Origin of the sequence: Helicobacter magdeburgensis (genome assembly GCF_000765825.2) — a bacterium.
Taxonomy (GTDB): Bacteria; Campylobacterota; Campylobacteria; order Campylobacterales; family Helicobacteraceae; genus Helicobacter_C; species Helicobacter_C magdeburgensis.
Genome location: NZ_JRPE02000011.1, coordinates 20,963 through 38,437 on the forward strand (window position 1 = coordinate 20,963; position 17,475 = coordinate 38,437).

The 17,475-nt window shown below is 40.0% G+C and carries 16 protein-coding genes; 7 read left to right on the forward strand and 9 right to left on the reverse strand.

Translation table 11 applies throughout. The features are described 5' to 3' along the window. Positions 1 to 183: 183 nt before the first annotated feature. From LS74_RS07805 to LS74_RS07825, 5 genes are all read left to right on the forward strand, one after another. Entirely contained in the window at positions 184 to 1,017 is an 834-nt protein-coding gene (locus LS74_RS07805; protein ID WP_034584942.1) for a flagellar hook-basal body protein, read from the forward strand. 38 nt (positions 1,018 to 1,055) lie between these two features. After that, complete coding sequence (locus LS74_RS07810; protein WP_034584945.1) at positions 1,056 to 2,741, forward strand: N-6 DNA methylase; 1,686 nt, start codon at positions 1,056 to 1,058, stop codon at positions 2,739 to 2,741. Further along, positions 2,742 to 3,233, forward strand: a complete 492-nt coding sequence (locus tag LS74_RS07815; protein ID WP_034584948.1) for an acyltransferase — start codon at positions 2,742 to 2,744, stop codon at positions 3,231 to 3,233. It abuts the gene before it with no gap. Next, positions 3,223 to 3,936 carry a di-trans,poly-cis-decaprenylcistransferase gene (locus LS74_RS07820; RefSeq protein ID WP_034584951.1) on the forward strand — a complete coding sequence of 238 codons (714 nt, stop codon included), beginning with the start codon at positions 3,223 to 3,225 and terminating at the stop codon, positions 3,934 to 3,936. Before LS74_RS07815 ends, LS74_RS07820 begins: the two co-directional genes overlap by 11 nt. 114 nt (positions 3,937 to 4,050) lie before the next feature. Next, the gene (locus tag LS74_RS07825; protein WP_034584954.1) at positions 4,051 to 5,265 is read left to right on the forward strand and encodes a malic enzyme-like NAD(P)-binding protein; all 1,215 of its coding nucleotides are present in this window, start codon (positions 4,051 to 4,053) and stop codon (positions 5,263 to 5,265) included. 83 nt (positions 5,266 to 5,348) lie between these two features. On the opposite strand, the gene LS74_RS07830 is transcribed toward LS74_RS07825, so the two are convergent. Beyond that, the gene (locus LS74_RS07830) at positions 5,349 to 6,074 is read right to left on the reverse strand and encodes a hypothetical protein (protein ID WP_034584957.1); all 726 of its coding nucleotides are present in this window, start codon (positions 6,072 to 6,074) and stop codon (positions 5,349 to 5,351) included. Positions 6,075 to 6,185: 111 nt separating this feature from the next. Between LS74_RS07830 and glyS the strand changes: the two genes are divergently transcribed. Both glyS and LS74_RS07840 read left to right on the forward strand, forming a co-directional pair. After that, on the forward strand, positions 6,186 to 8,276 hold the full coding sequence (glyS, locus tag LS74_RS07835; protein WP_034584960.1) for a glycine--tRNA ligase subunit beta: 2,091 nt from the start codon (positions 6,186 to 6,188) through the stop codon (positions 8,274 to 8,276). Then, positions 8,273 to 9,388, forward strand: coding sequence for an ABC transporter permease (locus tag LS74_RS07840; RefSeq protein ID WP_034584963.1), 1,116 nt, complete (start codon positions 8,273 to 8,275; stop codon positions 9,386 to 9,388). The genes glyS and LS74_RS07840 overlap by 4 nt, the downstream gene beginning before the upstream one ends. Before the next feature lie 71 nt (positions 9,389 to 9,459). Here LS74_RS07840 and tsf read toward each other — a convergent pair whose 3' ends face one another. The 8 genes from tsf to LS74_RS07880 form a co-directional block, all read right to left on the reverse strand. Further along, entirely contained in the window at positions 9,460 to 10,527 is a 1,068-nt protein-coding gene (gene tsf / locus LS74_RS07845; RefSeq protein ID WP_034584966.1) for a translation elongation factor Ts, read from the reverse strand. 1 nt (position 10,528) lies between these two features. Beyond that, on the reverse strand, positions 10,529 to 11,317 hold the full coding sequence (gene rpsB / locus LS74_RS07850; RefSeq protein ID WP_034584968.1) for a 30S ribosomal protein S2: 789 nt from the start codon (positions 11,315 to 11,317) through the stop codon (positions 10,529 to 10,531). A 217-nt stretch (positions 11,318 to 11,534) separates the two neighbouring features. Continuing rightward, positions 11,535 to 12,542 (reverse strand): DNA adenine methylase, encoded by a 1,008-nt coding sequence (locus LS74_RS07855; protein WP_034584971.1) that lies wholly within the window; start codon positions 12,540 to 12,542, stop codon positions 11,535 to 11,537. A 1-nt stretch (position 12,543) separates the two neighbouring features. Beyond that, complete coding sequence (locus LS74_RS07860; protein ID WP_034584974.1) at positions 12,544 to 13,227, reverse strand: restriction endonuclease NlaIII; 684 nt, start codon at positions 13,225 to 13,227, stop codon at positions 12,544 to 12,546. Positions 13,228 to 13,248: 21 nt separating this feature from the next. Continuing rightward, a complete protein-coding gene (locus tag LS74_RS07865) occupies positions 13,249 to 14,556 on the reverse strand; it encodes an RNA polymerase factor sigma-54 (RefSeq protein ID WP_034584977.1) in 1,308 nt (435 codons plus the stop codon). Continuing rightward, on the reverse strand, positions 14,553 to 15,275 hold the full coding sequence (lptB, locus tag LS74_RS07870) for an LPS export ABC transporter ATP-binding protein (RefSeq protein ID WP_034584979.1): 723 nt from the start codon (positions 15,273 to 15,275) through the stop codon (positions 14,553 to 14,555). Before lptB ends, LS74_RS07865 begins: the two co-directional genes overlap by 4 nt. Continuing rightward, positions 15,272 to 15,733: a tRNA (adenosine(37)-N6)-threonylcarbamoyltransferase complex ATPase subunit type 1 TsaE gene (gene tsaE / locus LS74_RS07875; protein ID WP_236096872.1), complete on the reverse strand. Its 462-nt coding sequence runs from the start codon at positions 15,731 to 15,733 to the stop codon at positions 15,272 to 15,274. Before tsaE ends, lptB begins: the two co-directional genes overlap by 4 nt. Further along, positions 15,699 to 17,423: a DNA polymerase III subunit gamma/tau gene (locus LS74_RS07880; protein WP_034584984.1), complete on the reverse strand. Its 1,725-nt coding sequence runs from the start codon at positions 17,421 to 17,423 to the stop codon at positions 15,699 to 15,701. Before LS74_RS07880 ends, tsaE begins: the two co-directional genes overlap by 35 nt. Positions 17,424 to 17,475 lie beyond the last annotated feature (52 nt).

Genomic DNA, 17,475 nt, shown 5'->3' on the forward strand with positions numbered 1-17,475 from the left:
GTATAAGCAATTTTTCAAGGCTTTTATGTTTGCTTTTCTTATCTCTTTTGCTATAAGTTGTATGTATTTTCTTTTTCAAAAAATACATACCATCTAAATGCCAAAAACCGATAAAAGAGCCTAAATAAAATTACGGAATATCTTTTGCTTTTTTACTTTAGATTCTCTATAAAAGGCTAAAGTATGCAAAGTGGATATTACAACACCACCGGCGGTATGGTAACGCAATTCAGTAGGCTTGATCTCATCTCAAATAACCTTGCTAATCTCAACACCACAGGATTCAAACGCGATGATGTGGTTATTGGTGATTATTTGCGATTGTTTGAAACACACAAAGAACAACTCCCTATTGAAGACCACACACGCAAAGCCGCTAAGTTTCTTAACCGCACGATGAATCGTGTGCCAATTATCAGTGAAGAATATACCGATAGAAGTGTAGGCAGCCTAGCCCAAACGGACAATCCGCTTGATTTTGCCCTGCAAAGGGATAATGCCTTTTTTGTGATTAAAACGCCTGATGGTATCCGCTACACACGCGATGGCAACTTTAATATAGACAATGATGGACACTTAGTCAATAAAGATGGACACCTTGTGCTAAGTCGCGATGGGCTAGATTCACAAGAAGGCATTATTATCCCCACAGGAATGCACTTAGAGAGCGACAACAATGGCAATCTCTACTTGCGAAATATCAATAATGATGCTATTGCGGAGCAAATCAACATCGGTGCGTTGGCCGTTGTGGGCTTTGAAAATCCGCGTTATCTTAAAAAAGTTGGCAAAAATCTTTATGAATATCCACAAGATAGACTAGATGAACGCGATATTATGCAAAATAGTGCTATGATTGCACAAGGATTTTTAGAAAAAAGTAATGTCAATGCCGTGCTAGAGATGAGTTCTCTCATAGAGACAAATCGCCTTGTAGATATGTATTCTAAAGTAATGAAAAGTCATATGGACGATCTTAATACTGAAGCCATTACAAAACTTGCTGTGCGTGCTTAGATTCTAAAAATATATTTTCACACCACTTAGGAGCATATATGCCAGATTCTCACGCGTCAAAAGAGCTGCTAAATTGTTTTGAATACATCAAACGCTATCACACTGATATGCTAGATTCTATCGCGGTTATGCTTGAGTTTTTTTGGCTGAAACGCTACTCTGCCCCATTTATAGAATCTCTTATCATTCTTGCTAATAAACGCAAGCCTATTTATGAGAGCTTCTCTCAAGCTCTGCAAGAAGCCTTTGGAGCAGAGCTTTACACCCCTCTTAATCCAAATGCGAATCTTTTAAAGATTCTCAAAGTCATTCACGCACAAACCATCACAAATAGCGTTATTGAAGAGTTTTTGCATATCATTACGCAAAAAAAGACAACCCACAAGCTTTTTTCCTACTCTACGCCACTAGAGATTAATGAACTGCTTGTAGGAATCTTAGATATTAAAGAGACAGAGAGCGTATATAATCCCTGCTATGGTATGGGGAGCTTGTTTTTTGCCATTTGCAATCACGCCAAAAATGTAGAACTTTATGGCGAAGAGCTAGAATCTACTTTAGCAAAAATCGCCAAAATTACTTGCAAGATTCTAAGTCTTAGCCCCCAACATCTCGTGCTAAATAATATTCTCACAAACGCACAATTTAAACATCATAAGTTTGATAAGATCATTTGCAATCCCCCGCTTGATAGCCACGTAGGCACAAAATTTCTCAAAGAAGATGAACGCTTTTCTTCTTATGAAACACTCATTAAAACCTACCCAGAATTGCTTTTCCTTATCCATTCTCTCTCGCACCTTAAGGATAAAGGCGTGTTTATTCTCCGCACTCAAACCCTGCTTAAGTCCTCGCTTGAAGGGCGTTTGCGTGAAAAGCTTTGTGAAGATAGGCTGATTGAAGCCATAATTGAGCTGCCTAAAAACATCTTTCCCCACCAAACGCAGGATTTTTCAATCATTGTGCTTTCACAAAATAATGATTCTATTTTGCATATTAATGCCAACACACCACATTTCTACCGCAGAGATGGCAAATATAACCGCCTTATCAATCTTAGCTCACTCCTTGCCCTTTATAAGCACAAAGCTACAAGTGAGCATTCCACTCTAACGCCATTAAAGCAGATTAATCCGCACGATTTAAGCGTGGGATATTATCTGCATAAGCCAAAGCAAGAAGTGGCAGATAGCTTATATCTTAAAGACTTGCAAGTAAGCATTTTCCGCGGACAGCGTGTCTATGGTAGTCCAAAAGATGAAAAAATCACCTTTTTTGATTTGGGCGTGGCGGATTTTGCGGAGTTTGGATTTTGCGATGAGTTTTCCACTCAACGCTTTAAAGGCGATAAAACTAAGATTCAAAAATATGCTTTAAAGCCCTATGACATAGCCATTTCTTTGCGTGGCAATACGCCAAAATTCACCATTCTTAGCCCTGAAGCTAAAAGGCACATTATCGTGGCAAATGCAGGCATAGTCGTACTTCGCGCTCCAAGCACGGATATTGCCATAGGGATTTATTGCTATCTTTTTTCGCATAAAGGGCAAAAGGCTCTAGGCAACATTTATGAGCGACTTGGCGCACTTAACCCAAATGATTTAGAGAATCTCCCCATTCCGCGTGATTTCACACAAAATAGTCAAAAGACTTTTACTAAGATTCAAGACTACGCCTTGCAATTAAGAGAGATAGAATCTCAACTTCAAAAGCTAAGGGACTAAATGCAGATTCTACACTCCGGGCTTAAAAATGTAAGCTATGGTAAAAATGTCAAGGTTGTTAGCCCTAGCAATTTGTATGACTGCACACTAGAAGATGATGTGTTTGTGGGACCATTTTGTGAGATTCAAAGCCAAGTTAAAATCGGCAGGAGAACGCGGATTCAATCACATAGCTTTATTTGCTCCCTTGTGGAGATAGGGCAGGATTGCTTCATAGGACACGGGGTAATGTTTATAAATGATAGATTTACTGAAGGCTTCCCAGCTCAAAGTAAAGATTTGTGGGAAGGCACACGCATTGGTAATAATGTCAGCATTGGCTCAAATGCCACAATTTTACCTGTAAATATTTGTGATAATGTGGTGATTGGGGCAGGAGCGGTTGTTACACGCTCTATCACACAAAGTGGAATCTATGCGGGCAATCCCGCCTCCTTACTCCGCAAACTCCCACAAGAAAATACAGCAAAAGGACAAAATAATGAATCTTAATAATGCCCTGCCCCAGCATATCGCCATTATAATGGACGGCAATGGGCGTTGGGCAAAGCAGCAGGGTAAAAAACGCACACAAGGACATAAAGAGGGTGCAAAGGTTGTGCGGGAAATCACGCAATGGTGTGCCAGCCAAAAGATTCCATTTCTCACACTCTATGCCTTTTCCACAGAGAATTGGAAGCGTCCAAAAATGGAGATAGACTATCTTATGAAACTTTTAGAAAAATATCTCAAAGAAGAAAGGGCAACTTATATCAAAAATAACATTAGATTTCGTGTCATTGGCGACATTGACGCCTTTAGCACGCCACTTAAAAATGCCATTTTTGAGTTGGAGCATTTAACGCAAAATCATACAAATTTAACGCAGATTCTAGCTCTAAATTATGGCTCACATAATGAAATTGCCCGCACTTTTCTTAAACTTGCTAACTCCCAAGCTCAAAGGCTAAGTAAGCTTACCGCACAGGAAGTTATAGAGCTTATCAATGCCAACCTTGATACCGCCACACTCCCTAATGTAGATATGCTTATCCGCACCGGCGGGGAAAAAAGAATCTCAAACTTTTTACTTTGGCAGGCAAGTTACGCCGAGCTATTTTTCACACCCACACTTTGGCCAGATTTTACTGCTAATGAGCTAGATTCTCTTTTAAGCGAGTTTAGCCAACGACAAAGGCGTTTTGGCGGATTGTAAGTGGATTATAAAGATTCTAAAAGAAAAACTCAAAAATCGTAAAACTTTATGCTTTATTTGTAAAAAAGTGCTAAAAATTGCTTTTTACATTGATATTCTCCCAAAGGATCTCCTATGAATTTACAAACTCTCAAAGCAGCCTATCCAAAAGCTCTTCCCTACCATATCGGCGGTAAAGTTACCACACAACCACGCAAACGCTTACGCTCCATTGATGAGCTAGGGCTTGCCTACACGCCCGGTGTCGCTGTGCCTTGCAAGCAGATAGAAGCTGAACCTTTAAGTGCGTATGATTACACATCAAAGAGCAACCTTGTAGCTGTTATTAGTAATGGCACAGCGGTGCTTGGGCTTGGCGATATAGGGGCAATGGCAAGTAAGCCTGTAATGGAGGGCAAGGCGATTTTATTTAAAACTTTTGCCGGAGTTGATGCCTTTGATATTGAAGTGAATGAAAAAGATGTGGATAAGTTTGTGAGCGTTGTCAAGGCGATTTCCCCTACTTTTGGGGGCATTAACCTTGAAGATATTAAGGCTCCGGAGTGTTTTGAGATTGAAAGGCGTTTGATTGAAGAGCTTGATATTCCTGTAATGCACGATGATCAGCACGGCACAGCAATCATCTCAACCGCAGCGATTATTAATGCTTTACACTTGGTGAATAAAAAGGTAGAAGAGATTAAAGTCGTTGTCTTTGGTGCGGGGGCAGCGGCAGTGGCTTGTGCTAAGATGTATAAAGCCCTTGGGGTTAAGAATCTTGTGATGTTTGATTCTAAAGGGGCGATTACAGAGGATAGAACTGATTTAAATGCGTTAAAAAGAGAGTTTGCTTGTAAGGGGCATTATAGCTCTTATAAAGATGCGTTAAATGGGGCAGATGTGCTACTTGGGCTATCAAAAGGGGATTTGTTAAAGGCAGAAGACATTATGGGTATGAATGAATCTCCGCTTATCTTTGCTCTCAGTAACCCCACACCCGAGATTATGCCAGAAGTTGTGAAAAAAGCAAGACCTGATGCGATTGTTGCTACTGGACGCAGTGATTTTCCAAACCAAATTAATAATGTGCTAGGCTTCCCTTATATTTTCAAAGGTGCGTTAAAAGTGAGAGCAAGTAAGATTAATGAAGAGATGAAATTTGCCGCTGCTAGAGCGATAGCAAATCTTGCACGAGAGCCAATCACACAAAAACTTGAAGAACTTTTAAAGCAAAAAGTGAGCTTTGGCAAGGAATACATAATCCCCTCAGCCTTTGATGAGCGACTTGATGAAGTAGTAAGCAAAGCCGTAGCAGATGCGGCAATCGCAAGTGGCGTGGCAAGAATCTAATCTTAACAAATTTCTTCATTCAGGATTCTAGGACAGCAAATATAACCTAGAATCCTGCTTGAGCAAACAATAAAACATCAACCCTACTCCTCCAAAATAACAAACCTTTCTCTATCCTTACTTTCTATGCTTTTGTGATTTTGCCTAAAATCTGCCACAGAATCTTTGATTTTGGCGTTTTTCTCGCTCAACACAGCTTGTGTAGCGGTGTTTAGAAACTCTACTGCATAATCTTTCTTAGCAAGGCGTGCTGTACTTGAACTCACTTTTGGAATATAGCCTTGCAGCTCCTTTACTCGCTTTGCGACATCTTCAAAATACGCCTGTGCCATTTTATCCCGCTCCTTGTCCTTTTCCCAGCTAAAGCCTTTGTTATAAGACTTTATGACTTCATACCAATTCCCCTTCCGCACCTTATGCCAATAGCTTAGCTCTTCTAATGCGGTTTGTGAAGCAAACTCATCATCTCGCATAAGTAGCTCTCCTACCATATTCCGCATAAATGCAGAATCCTTTTGCTTATGCTTTTTGATAATGCCCGGAATATGTGCGTGGTAGATTCCCGCTGATGGATCAGCAAAATTTACCCTATATTCCCCCGCACAAGATTCCTTCCACGCAATAGCCGCCATTGTGTAGCCAAAGCCACTTTTTGCACCATATTTGAATGCCTTTAAAATCACTTGCTTTTGATTTTTATTAAACTTCTTTGGCTCAACGCATTTACCCTCTATCTTATGCAATGGCAAAGCACTCATCTCACCCAAAAAAACGCATAAACAAAACATACAAAACCAAACTTTTCTCACAGAATCTCCCTTATTTTCACACTTCTTTTCACAAAATTTGCCGCTTTTAAATCACTTTTTAATAACAATGCCGTTACAATCACGCAATCATATCTAAAAAAAGGAATATCCTTGAAATCACACTTACCCTTGCTTATTGAGATTCTTACCGAAGAGCTTCCCGCACTGCCTTTGCTAAAAGAGCTACCACATATTATTCAAAAATGGCAGAATATCGCTAAAAAACATAATATCAGCTCTACTCCTACATTGTATTATACGCCTAGACGCCTTGTGTTGTATGAAGAGGGCTTTTTAGCTCACACGCCAGATTCTCTCATAGAATCTTATGGTCCCCCTTTAAGCATTGCCTACATTGATGGGGATAAAACAAAGGGCTTAAGCAAAGCCGGAGAGAGCTTTTATAAAAAAAATAATTTGCCCCTTGATTATGAGCTTGAGACAAGAATAAAAGATAATAAAGAAGTGCTGTATTATGCTATTACGCAAAAGGGTGTGAAAACTTCTAGCCTTTTAGAATCTATGGTGATAGAATGGCTTCATTCATTGCAATTTGGCAAAAGTATGTTTTGGGGCGATGTGGAACAGAGCTTTATCCGCCCTGTGAGAAATATCCTTATTTTACTAGGGGAGCAAAGCATTTGCGTAAATGCCTTTAATCGCCACTTTGGCAAAGTAGCACAAACTTTTGTGCATAGAGATGTGAGCTTTGAGCCTTTTAATATTGCTTCCATAGAGCAGTATTTTGATACGCTAAAAAATAATTTTGTCATTCTTAATCAGCACGAACGCAAGGAGCTTATCCTTAGCCAAATCGCTACGCTTGAATCTACTCATAAGATTAAGGTTGAAATTGATACAGATTTGCTAAATGAGATTGTAGCTATTACAGAATATCCGCGAGCGGCGTATGGGAGCTTTGATTCTAGCTTCCTTGCCTTGCCTAGTGAAGTTATCATTACTTCTATGAAAGAAAATCAACGCTACTTTGCGACTTATAAAGATTCTGTGCTTCATAATGGCTTTGTGCTTGTGTCTAACTCCACAGCTAAAGATTTAAGCCCCATCGTGCAGGGTAACCAAAAGGTGCTAAAAGCACGACTTGCTGATGCGATGTTTTTCTATGAAAATGACTTGAAAAAGGGCTTTACACCCGAGCTTTTAGAGCAGATTGTTTTTGTTGAAGATCTAGGCTCTTTGCTTGATAAATCTAAGCGTGAATCTGCCCTAGCTAACGCCCTTTTAGAATCTTTTGCCCCTGCTTTAGATTCAATGGATACGCCTAAAGATGAAGCAAGGCAGATTCTCACCCAAGCCACGAAATATGCTAAGGCTGATTTGCTGACTGAAATGGTATATGAATTTACCGAGTTGCAGGGCGTTATGGGCTATTACTATGCAAAAAGTTTTGGTATGCACCCACTTGTTGCTCTTGCCATTAAGGAGCAATACCTGCCCACAGGTGAAGATTCTGCCCTACCTAGCCATATTCTAAGTGCGATTTTAGCCCTAAGCATTAAGCTTGATAATATTTTTGCCCTTTTTAGTATTGATAAGATTCCAACCGGCTCAAAAGACCCCTTTGCCCTAAGACGCGCAGCAAATGGTGTGATAAAAATCATCACACATTATGATTTAGACTTTGACTTACTCTATGATATACCAAGGCTTTATCAAGCAGGGGGCTATAAACCAAGTGATATCAAACGCATAGAGCAGTTTTTCATTGAACGCTTAGAGGGGGCTTTGAAAATCAATCCTTCAATTATCCGCAGTGTGCTAAAGGCACGTGTGAATAACAAAAGGGTGCTAAACCTTAAAAACATTATCCGCAATGCCAAGGCGTTAAATGCGTTTTTTGAAAAAAGTGATAAACAAGCTTTGGTAAGTCTCTTTAAGCGTGTGGCAAATATTTTAAGCGATGAGATTAAGCCCACACATATTGATGAATCTTTACTCAAACTCCCCGAAGAAATCGCCCTTTTTCAAGCCCTAAAATCGCTTAAATCTCAAACATTTACCGCAGATGCAGATTCTCAAATCACGACACTTTTTAGATTAAAAGAGCCTTTGGAAGCGTTTTTTAACTCTGTGCTTGTCAATGATGAAAACAACGCCATAAAAACCAATCGGCAAATGCTTGTCTTTAGTGTGCATAGCGAGTTTCTCCGCATAGGTGATATGAGAGAAATCACATTGTGAGACATTTTTATTCCATATTTTTGCTTGAAGCAAAGAGCATTTTTACTTCGGTATCGGCAATGCTCATTATTTTTGGTGGCTCACTCTTTTATCTTTTTCTCTACCCTACACCTTATTATAATGATGTCGTGGCTAAGCAAAAAATCGCCATTATTGATTATGATAGCTCCACTTCATCGCGAGAGCTTATCACCTTTTTTAGAGCCTCGCCGTATTTGGAGGTGGTGGAGATTTTAGATAATCCTAGCATTGCCCAAGAGATGATAGAATCTAATCAAATCTATGGGCTTATCACCATACCGCATAATTTTGAAAAGCACCTCTATCAGCAGATTCCACCCACTCTATCCATTATGGCAAATGCGTCATATTTACTGATTTATGGCTCTATTGCTAATGCGGCGGCTGATGTGATAAGCGCGTTTAATGCTAATCTTACAATCAAAATAGAAGAACACGAGATTTTATCCCCACGCCTTATTCCACTTTTTAACCCATCAATGGGTTATATTAACTACACTTTAGCTCCCGTGCTTATTTTTATCCTACACCAAACGCTTGTAGCTGGAGCTGGAATCATCGGTGGGACGCAAAATCAGCAGTATAATCAAGGAGTGAGAAACTACTATGCAAGTGCCAATCCACTTATCATTGTGCTATCAAAGATTTTTGTATTTTTCTGTATTTATGTTGTGCTTTTTACATTTTATTTTGGCTTTGCGTATGAGTTTTATGGCGTGAATGTCAATGCGCATATTCTTGATTTTTGGCTTTTTAGCATAGGTTTTATTTTATCCACCGCCTCATTTGGTGTGTTTTTTGGCACACTCTTACCCAAGCGTGCTTACTCAACGCAAATCATTATGTTAGCCTCAATGCCTATTGTCTTTTTGCTAGGATTTATATGGCCCAAAGCCCAAATTGCCCCTTGGGCGAGTGATATTATCGCTTTTCTCCCAGCCTATCACGGCATTAATGGACTTTTAGAACTCAATCAAATGGGTGCGAGTTTTAGCAGTATTTGGGGGTATTTTTTAAATCTGCTCTTTTTGTGTTTATTGTATATTGGTGCGAGCGTATGGGTGATTTACAAAAAAAACAAAGCGAATTGAGTGAGATTCTAAAATAAAGAAAGCACAAGTGTCTTAACTTCTTGTGCTTTTATAAATACGAAGTTGAAAGCTTACTGCATTTGGGCGGCGACTTCAGCAGCAAAATCCTCTACTTTTTTCTCAATGCCTTCACCTAATTCAAAGCGGACATATTCCACAATCTCTATGCTATCATCTAACTCTTGCGATTTAGAATCTAGCACTTGAGCAATGGTCTTTTTATCGTCCATTACATAAAACTGCCCCAAAAGCGTCATTCTTTGATCAAGCAAGGTGCTATCAGCGATAAATCGCTCCATTTGACCGGGCAAAATCTTATCCCAAATCTGCTCTGGCTTACCTTGAGCTTTTAAATCCTCGCGTAATTGTGTTTCCTTAGCTTTCAGCACAGATTCATTTAATTCACTACGGCTAATGTATTCTGGAATCTTATGCAGTGGCTTACCAAGTCGTTGGAGCTCTTCATTCTCTTTTTTCAATTCAGCGATAATAGCAACCTTTTCTTTTTGGATAAATTCACTATCAAGCTCTGTATAGCTTAGCACTTGAGGCTTCATCGCTGCTGCGTGCATACAAATACTTTTAGCGAGTTCCACACAGGCATTTTTTGAAGAATCTTTGCCATATTTCATAGCAATCAGCACACCCACACGCCCATTAGAATGCACATAGCCATTCACAATGCCATTGCCCTTTGCTTCTAGCGTGGTAACACGCCTAACAACGATATTTTCACCAATCTTAGCGATATTTTGCTGGAGATACTCTTCAAACTTCACGCCCTCAACGCTCATACTTTGCAAGCTCTGTGTGCAAGAAAGTGTGTTCTCATACACCACCTTTGCTGTCCTATCCACAAGCTCTTTAAATGTATCGTTTTTAGCCACAAAGTCAGTTTCAGAATTTATCTCAATCATACTTGCTTTGCTAAAATCACTTGCTACTTCCACACTCACAACGCCTTCACTAGCCACTCTATCCGCTTTTTTAGCCGCTTTACTCAAACCTTTTTCACGCAGATATTCTACGGCTTTTTGTAAATCGCCATTGGTCTCCACAAGTGCCTTTTTACAATCCATCATTCCCGCGTCAGTCATCTCGCGGAGTTGCTTTACAAGCTGTGCTGGAATATCTGCCATTTTACGCCTCCTCTTGTGTGCTGCTTTCTTCGGCTTTCACTTCATCAAGCAGTTCTTGCTTTTCAGATTCAGTTGCTGGAATCACCTCGCCTTGCTCATCTTGCAAGTCTTTGTTTTCAGCCCTGCCCTCTAAAATCGCCTCACTTATCTCTTTGCAGAAAAGCTGGATTGAGCGAATTGCATCATCATTGCCCGGAATTGGATAATCCACCATATCAGGGTCGCAGTTTGTATCAAGCGGTGCAACAACGGGAATCCCAAGCCTTCTAGCTTCCGCCACAGCGATTTTTTCCTTCGCCGCATCAATGACAAAAATCATATCCGGGGCTTTTTTCATATGACGCACACCGCCTAAGTATTTATCAAGCTTTTCTTTCTTGCGTTGGAGCATTAGCTTTTCTTTCTTAGTCAGCAAGTCAATCTGCCCACTATTTTCCATCTCTTCAATAATCTCTAGCTTGCGGACTGATTTTTTAATCGTGCTAAAGTTTGTAAGCATACCGCCAAGCCAACGATAATTCACATAGGGTGCATTCACAGATTCAGCATAAGCTTTGAGCGTCTCGCTTGCTTGTTTCTTTGTGCCTACAAACATAATGACTTTACCTTCACTCGCGGCTTCTTTGACAATATTGTAAGTGTAGCGGAAATAACGCAAAGTCTTTTGTAAGTCAATAATGTGGATATTTTTTCTCACGCCAAAGATAAAGCGTTTCATCTTTGGATTCCAGCGGCGTGTTTGATGCCCAAAATGCACACCGCACTCTAATAAATCTTTCATCGTTACCATAGGTTCTCCTTAAAGTTTTGGTTTGTCCTCCATACCCCTTAGCAAGATTCTCACAATCCGCAGAATCCCACAACCTAACAAGGATTGGTATGTGTGAATTTTGTTGCCTTATTTTTAAACAATCTTAAAAGTAAGGGCACACAAGAGAGTGAGATTGTAACTCTTTTTGGCTAAAAGTTGGCTTATTTTGCAGCTTAAATCCGCGACACACCACAATTTAAGCTTTATGCAAAATATGAAGATACTCAGTAGTTTTACTCTGCTTTTGCTGACGCATAGAATCTGCTTTAAAGCGTTGGTAATCCTGCTTGACACAAGCATACCGCCCATATTTTTTCATAAGCTTTTCTATTTTTTCTAAACTCAAAAGTCCCTCATCGTTGTAGCTTAAAAATATCCATTCAAACTGTGCATTTTGAAGCAAAAAATCAAGCGCATTCTCCACGCAGCCCTTTTTGCACCACGCTGACTTTTCATACGCTCTAAGCCCTGTTTTACCCTTTGGAATCAAGTCATCATACAACGCAATGGTATTAAGCAAATGATAATTTGCCCCATATTCCCTAGCATTATAGGGCGGGTCAAGGTAGAGTATATCGCCACTAATTTGCGTGATAAGATTTTGAGAATCTTCGTTAAAAACCTTATGGCTATTGTGGCTAGATTCAAACACTGCAGGGCTTAGCACAAGCTCTTTTATCGCACTTTTTTTAAGGCTTTTTAAAAACGCCCCATACACACAAGCTGTGTTTGCCACGCTATCGGCAGATTCTAGCAGTGAAGCAAGGAGAAAATAAAACTCCGCCTCATTGATAAACCCACTTTGTCGCCACGCAGCAATTCTCTCCCTTATCCCATCAATTTTCATCGCATTTTCATCGCTAAAATACTGCCTCCCACTCCCGCTACCAAGGGCATAATGTGTGAAAATCTTTCCCTTTTTTAAGGGCGTGTTATTTAGCATTGTTAGTAGCTCATTTGCACGAATAAGGGGAGTGTGATTAGCAATATAGTTTTGATTAAGCACGAAACTATAATATTCTTTATCATTGCTTATCACTTGCTTGACTTTTGATTTAAAAGCCCTACCCACAGCCCCTGTGCCTGCAAACAAATCGCAAAAAATAGAATCCTGCAAAGATTTAGCATTATGCTTTTTGAGCGTAGATTCTATATTTTGTTGCAAAAATGGCAGTAGCTTAAGCTTTGAGCCGATGTAGTTCATTCTAATCTTTATAAAGTTTCTTTGAGATAAAGTCTGCCGCTTCTTTCGCGATTTTTTTCACACTTTCCTTGCGATATGCCACAGGATCATATTGATAGTAGCCCACACAGCCTAGCCCACCTTCACTTTGGGCAATATATCGCTCATTACCAGCATAAAAGTCATAAGGATTACCTTTGATATTTTTCGCACTCCAGCGGGTATTTGTCTCCTTGCAGGTTTTGCAAATTTGGCGTTTTATATCATTTGCTGCTTTGCATAAAGGCTGAAAATCTTGTAGGTTTTGGCTTTGCAAATCACTCACTCTAGCAGAATCTTTCCGCCCATCTTTGTGATCAATCTCAATTGTCGTGTTTTCACTCTTACCGCAAACGCCTAGCATTACGCATTTTTGCGTTTTGTAAAAATCTTTAATATCTTTTCGTATAGCTTGATTAAAGGCTTTTTGCGGATTGAATCCTTGCAATCTTATAGCATCAATGGCATTGCCACTTGTGAGCGATTTATCAAACTCTACAATATATGTTTTAGCTAGAGTGCTACTCGCCCGACACCAGCTTCCGCCATTGCCAAGCCGCAAAGTCTTGTATGCTCCCACAAACTCACTTACTCTAACCCACCTTGAAAAGCCCTTGTCATCAGGCTTAGCAAGTTCTAAGAATAAATCTATCTTGCTCTGTTTCATTCTTTTTATCCTAACCTACTCTCACACACTCATTTCATACAATCTCTTACGCTCACTAGAGCTTGCGATATTAAGCTGTTGGCGGTATTTCGTAATGGTGCGTCTTACCATTTTTAGCTCAAACTTCTCTTCTACATTTTTTAGAATCTTCAAATCACTCAAAGGCTTTTTTCTATCCTCATTTTTCACAAGATTCAAAATAAAATCCTTGATTGACGCATTTGAAGTATCCCCATCAATAGCAGCGGTAAAAAAGCTTTTTATGGGGAAAATGCCCCTGTCGCATTCCAAATATTTATTCGCTATGGCACGAGAAATCGTGCTTGGTGCATAGCCCAAATCTTGGGCTATATCTTTTAGCTTCATCGGGCGAATCTCCCCGCCCATAAAGAAATCATACTGATTTTCACGCAACGCAATGGCAATTTTTAAAATTGTAGCCTTACGCATATCTAACGCATCGACTAAATCCTTAGCTTCCTTTAGCTTTGTTCTTAAAAATTCCGCCCCCTGCTTATCTTTAAGCTTTAAATTCTCTTCAATCACAATCTTAGGATAATACGCATCATTAATCGCCACTTCAAGTTCATAAGTGGTATTTTTCAAACTATCACTTTTTAGGCGTTCAAAAATAAAAATATCAGGGATAATCTCCGCTTCCCTTGGGCTAAACTCAATGGCAGGGGGATTTTTAAAACTCTTAATGGTTTTCATCACAAGATTATAATCTTTGTGATTTTTATACCTGCTGTGATTATGCAAGTCCCTAATCACCTTTGTTGCAAGTTCATAGCTCTCCCCCTCTAAATCAGTATGATTAAGCTGAAAAAGAAAAGATTCTAGCACATCTCTTGCCCCCACACCATAAGGCTCTAAATACGCAAATCGCTGTCTTACTCTTTCAAATTCACCTTCACTCACCCCCATTTCTAAGGCAAGTTCAGCCACAGCCACATCTAAATAGCCCTCATCATTGATATTTTCTAGAATCTTAAAGGCAATGCTTTGGGAAAAGCTAGTAGGAAAAAGCTTAGAATCTATTTGAGATTCAAGCACTTCATACAGGCTTTGCTCACTGATATGATTTTGCTCAAATCGCTCATTAGATACGCCACCAGATTGAGCTTTATTCCTTTTAGGTGTCTTGGCATTCAGGCTTTGTGTCATTTGACTTTGCACACTTGCATAAGGATTTTCATCTGCAATGGCATTAAGTGTCTCTTCAAGCTCTGTAACACCACTTTGCAAAATCGGCAACCAGCTTTTTAAAGTCGTAGAAAGCCGAGTTTTAACCTGCAGATTCCCGCGTAATTTCCCTCCTATACTCATACTTTAAAATGCTCTCCCAAATAATATTTTCTCACAAGCTCATTGGCATAAATCTCTTCCGCATTCCCACTTGCCAGCAACGCCCCACTTTTAATCACATAGGTGCGGGAGCAAACTGATAGCGTTTCTCGCACATTATGATCTGTAATCAGCACCCCTATACCAAGCTCGGTAAGCTTTAAAATAATATTTTGAATATCACTTACCGCGCGTGGATCTACCCCAGCAAAAGGCTCATCAAGCAAAATAAACTTTGGATCTTTAACTAACGCTCTAGCAATTTCTACGCGTCTTCTCTCCCCACCACTTAGGCTAATGCCCTTTCTCGCACGGATAGGCTCAATATTAAACTCTTCTAGCATACTTTCAATTTTCATCTGCCTATCTTTAGGGCTTTTAATGCTAATTTCAGCCGCTAACATCAAATTTTCCTCAACGCTTAAATCCTTAAAAATGCTAGATTCTTGTGGCAGGTAGCCAATACCCAGATTTGAACGCTTATGCAAGGGAAGTTTTGTAATATCTGTGTGATTAAGCATTACTTTGCCTTCGCTTGGGTGCAAAAGTCCCGTAATCATATAAAAAGTTGTCGTTTTCCCCGCACCATTAGGACCCAAAAGCCCCACCACTTCACCACTACTCACTTCAAGTGAGACATCTTGCACGATTTTTGTTTTTTTAATCTGTTTGCTAAGATTGTGTGCTGTAAGCTTATTCATACGCCCGCCTTGTAGATTCTGTAGATTCTATTGTTTTGCCCTAGCTTTATGTCTATGCTTATGGGCGTAAAGCCATTTTGTCTAAGCAGTGTTTGCAAGTCATTTCCCCCCCATTCCACAAAATGCACCCCTTGAAGCTCTAAGCATTCTAACAATCCTAGCTCAAGCATTTCACTTAACTCCTTGCGATAAATATCATAATGATAAATCACGCCATATTTTTGACATTCGTAGCCTTGTGATAGGCTAAAGGTAGGGGAGCTTACCTCGCTTGTATCCCCACCGCAATAGGCTACAAAAGAGCGAACGAGCGTTGTTTTCCCACTGCCAAGCTCCCCACGCAAAAGCACAATAGGCGATTTAGCTACATTCTCTTGCAGAATCTCACACAGACTAAAAAGCTCATCTTCTTGGAGTTGTAGCTCACGCATTCTCATCGCCCTTATCTTGTTTGTCATTTTGCACGAGAACTTCCTTTATCCCCACACTATCGCGAATAGCTTCAATCACATCACGATTTTGACTTGTAAATTTTTGTAGCCCTTCTTGTTGATTTTGTGGGCTTTGGGCTTGTGGATTCTGCAAATTTTGCGGACTTTGCGAATCTTGTGGAACTTCAACCTGCGTTTGTGAATCCTGTGTGGCTTGTGAGTTAGAATCTTGGATATTGTCTTGGACTTGCTCTATATGCGTATTTGCTCCAAAAATCTCCCGCACAAGACTTACAATAATCTTGCCAAACTCACGCAATTTTTCCTTATGCTCCCCTTGGGCTACACTCTGCCAACGCAACAGCGATTTTTCTCTGCTGAACTCCACAAATTTTACATTTTTTTCAAAAATCTCGCCTAGCTGGGCATTACGATCTGTAATCTTTTGTATCAAGGTTTGAAAATGCAAAGCTCCTAGCGTTTTTTGTGAATCTAAAGAAGGTGTTTGGGCGGGAGCTTGTGTAGCTTCAAAAGCTTGGGGGCTTGGCGGTGTGGGAATCATAGCAGAATCTCCACTTTGAATCTGCGGATTCTGCACTGCTAGATTCTGTGGCGTTAGAGTAGGATTTGCCGCCTTATTTTGATTTGCTCCAAAAATCTCATTTTCTAGCTCTTCAATCATAGATTCTATATCTTTTACCTTTATGGCTTCTTGCATTTTCATCGCACAGAGCAAAAGCACAAATGCCCCATCGGTGTTAAGATTTAACAAACTCTTAGATTCTGTGAGAATCCTAGCAAACCTATCTAGCAGCAAAGGCGGAAAGTCGCTATCTCTTTGTAAAAGCTTCTCTTTCAAAAAGAGCATCATCTCATCAAGTATCATCTCGCATTCATATTCATACAGCACTTGTAAAATCTCACTGACTTTATCGTGCTGATGGTGCAAAATGCCTTGAAAATACTCCTTCAAAACCTGCGGATCCACTATGCCTAGCATATCACTCACACTTGCAACTTCAATATGATTTTTACAAAAAATAATAGCTTGATCCAAAAGCGTAAGCGTATCTCGCAAGCTCCCAGAGCCGCTCCGTGCGATCATCTCAAGAGCTTCTTGCTCATAGCTCACGCCTTCTTTATTTAAGATGCTTGTGATATGTTCCACAACAAGCCTATGGGGAATCTGCTTAAACCTAAAATGTTGCGTTCGGCTAAGGATAGTCGCAGGGAGCTTAAGTGGATCAGTTGTCGCAAGGATAAATTTTACAAATTCAGGTGGTTCTTCAAGCGTTTTTAATAGGGCATTAAACGCTTCTTTGCTTAGCATATGCACCTCATCTATGATAAAAATCTTATAGCGTCCAAAGCTTGGGCGGTATTTTGTCTGCTCAATAAGCTTTTTAATATCATCAATCCCCCTAGAACTCGCCGCGTCCATTTCAATAATATCTATATGCCGATTTTCTAATGCCGCTACACAACTCGCACAACTCCCACAAGGTGTGCTGATAGGACCACTCTCGCATTCCAATGCTCTAGCAAAGATTCTAGCCGAGCTTGTTTTCCCACTCCCACGCAGTCCGCTAAAAAGATACGCGTGAGAGATATGCTTAGAATCTAGGGCAAGGGAGAGCGTTTGAGAGATAGCATTTTGCCCAACTAAGTCGCTAAAACTCGCTGGACGATACTTCAAGGCAAGGGCGATTGAACTCATAGTGCATTCCTTATAAAAAAGTCGGTATTGTATAAAAAGAATCCAAAAACTA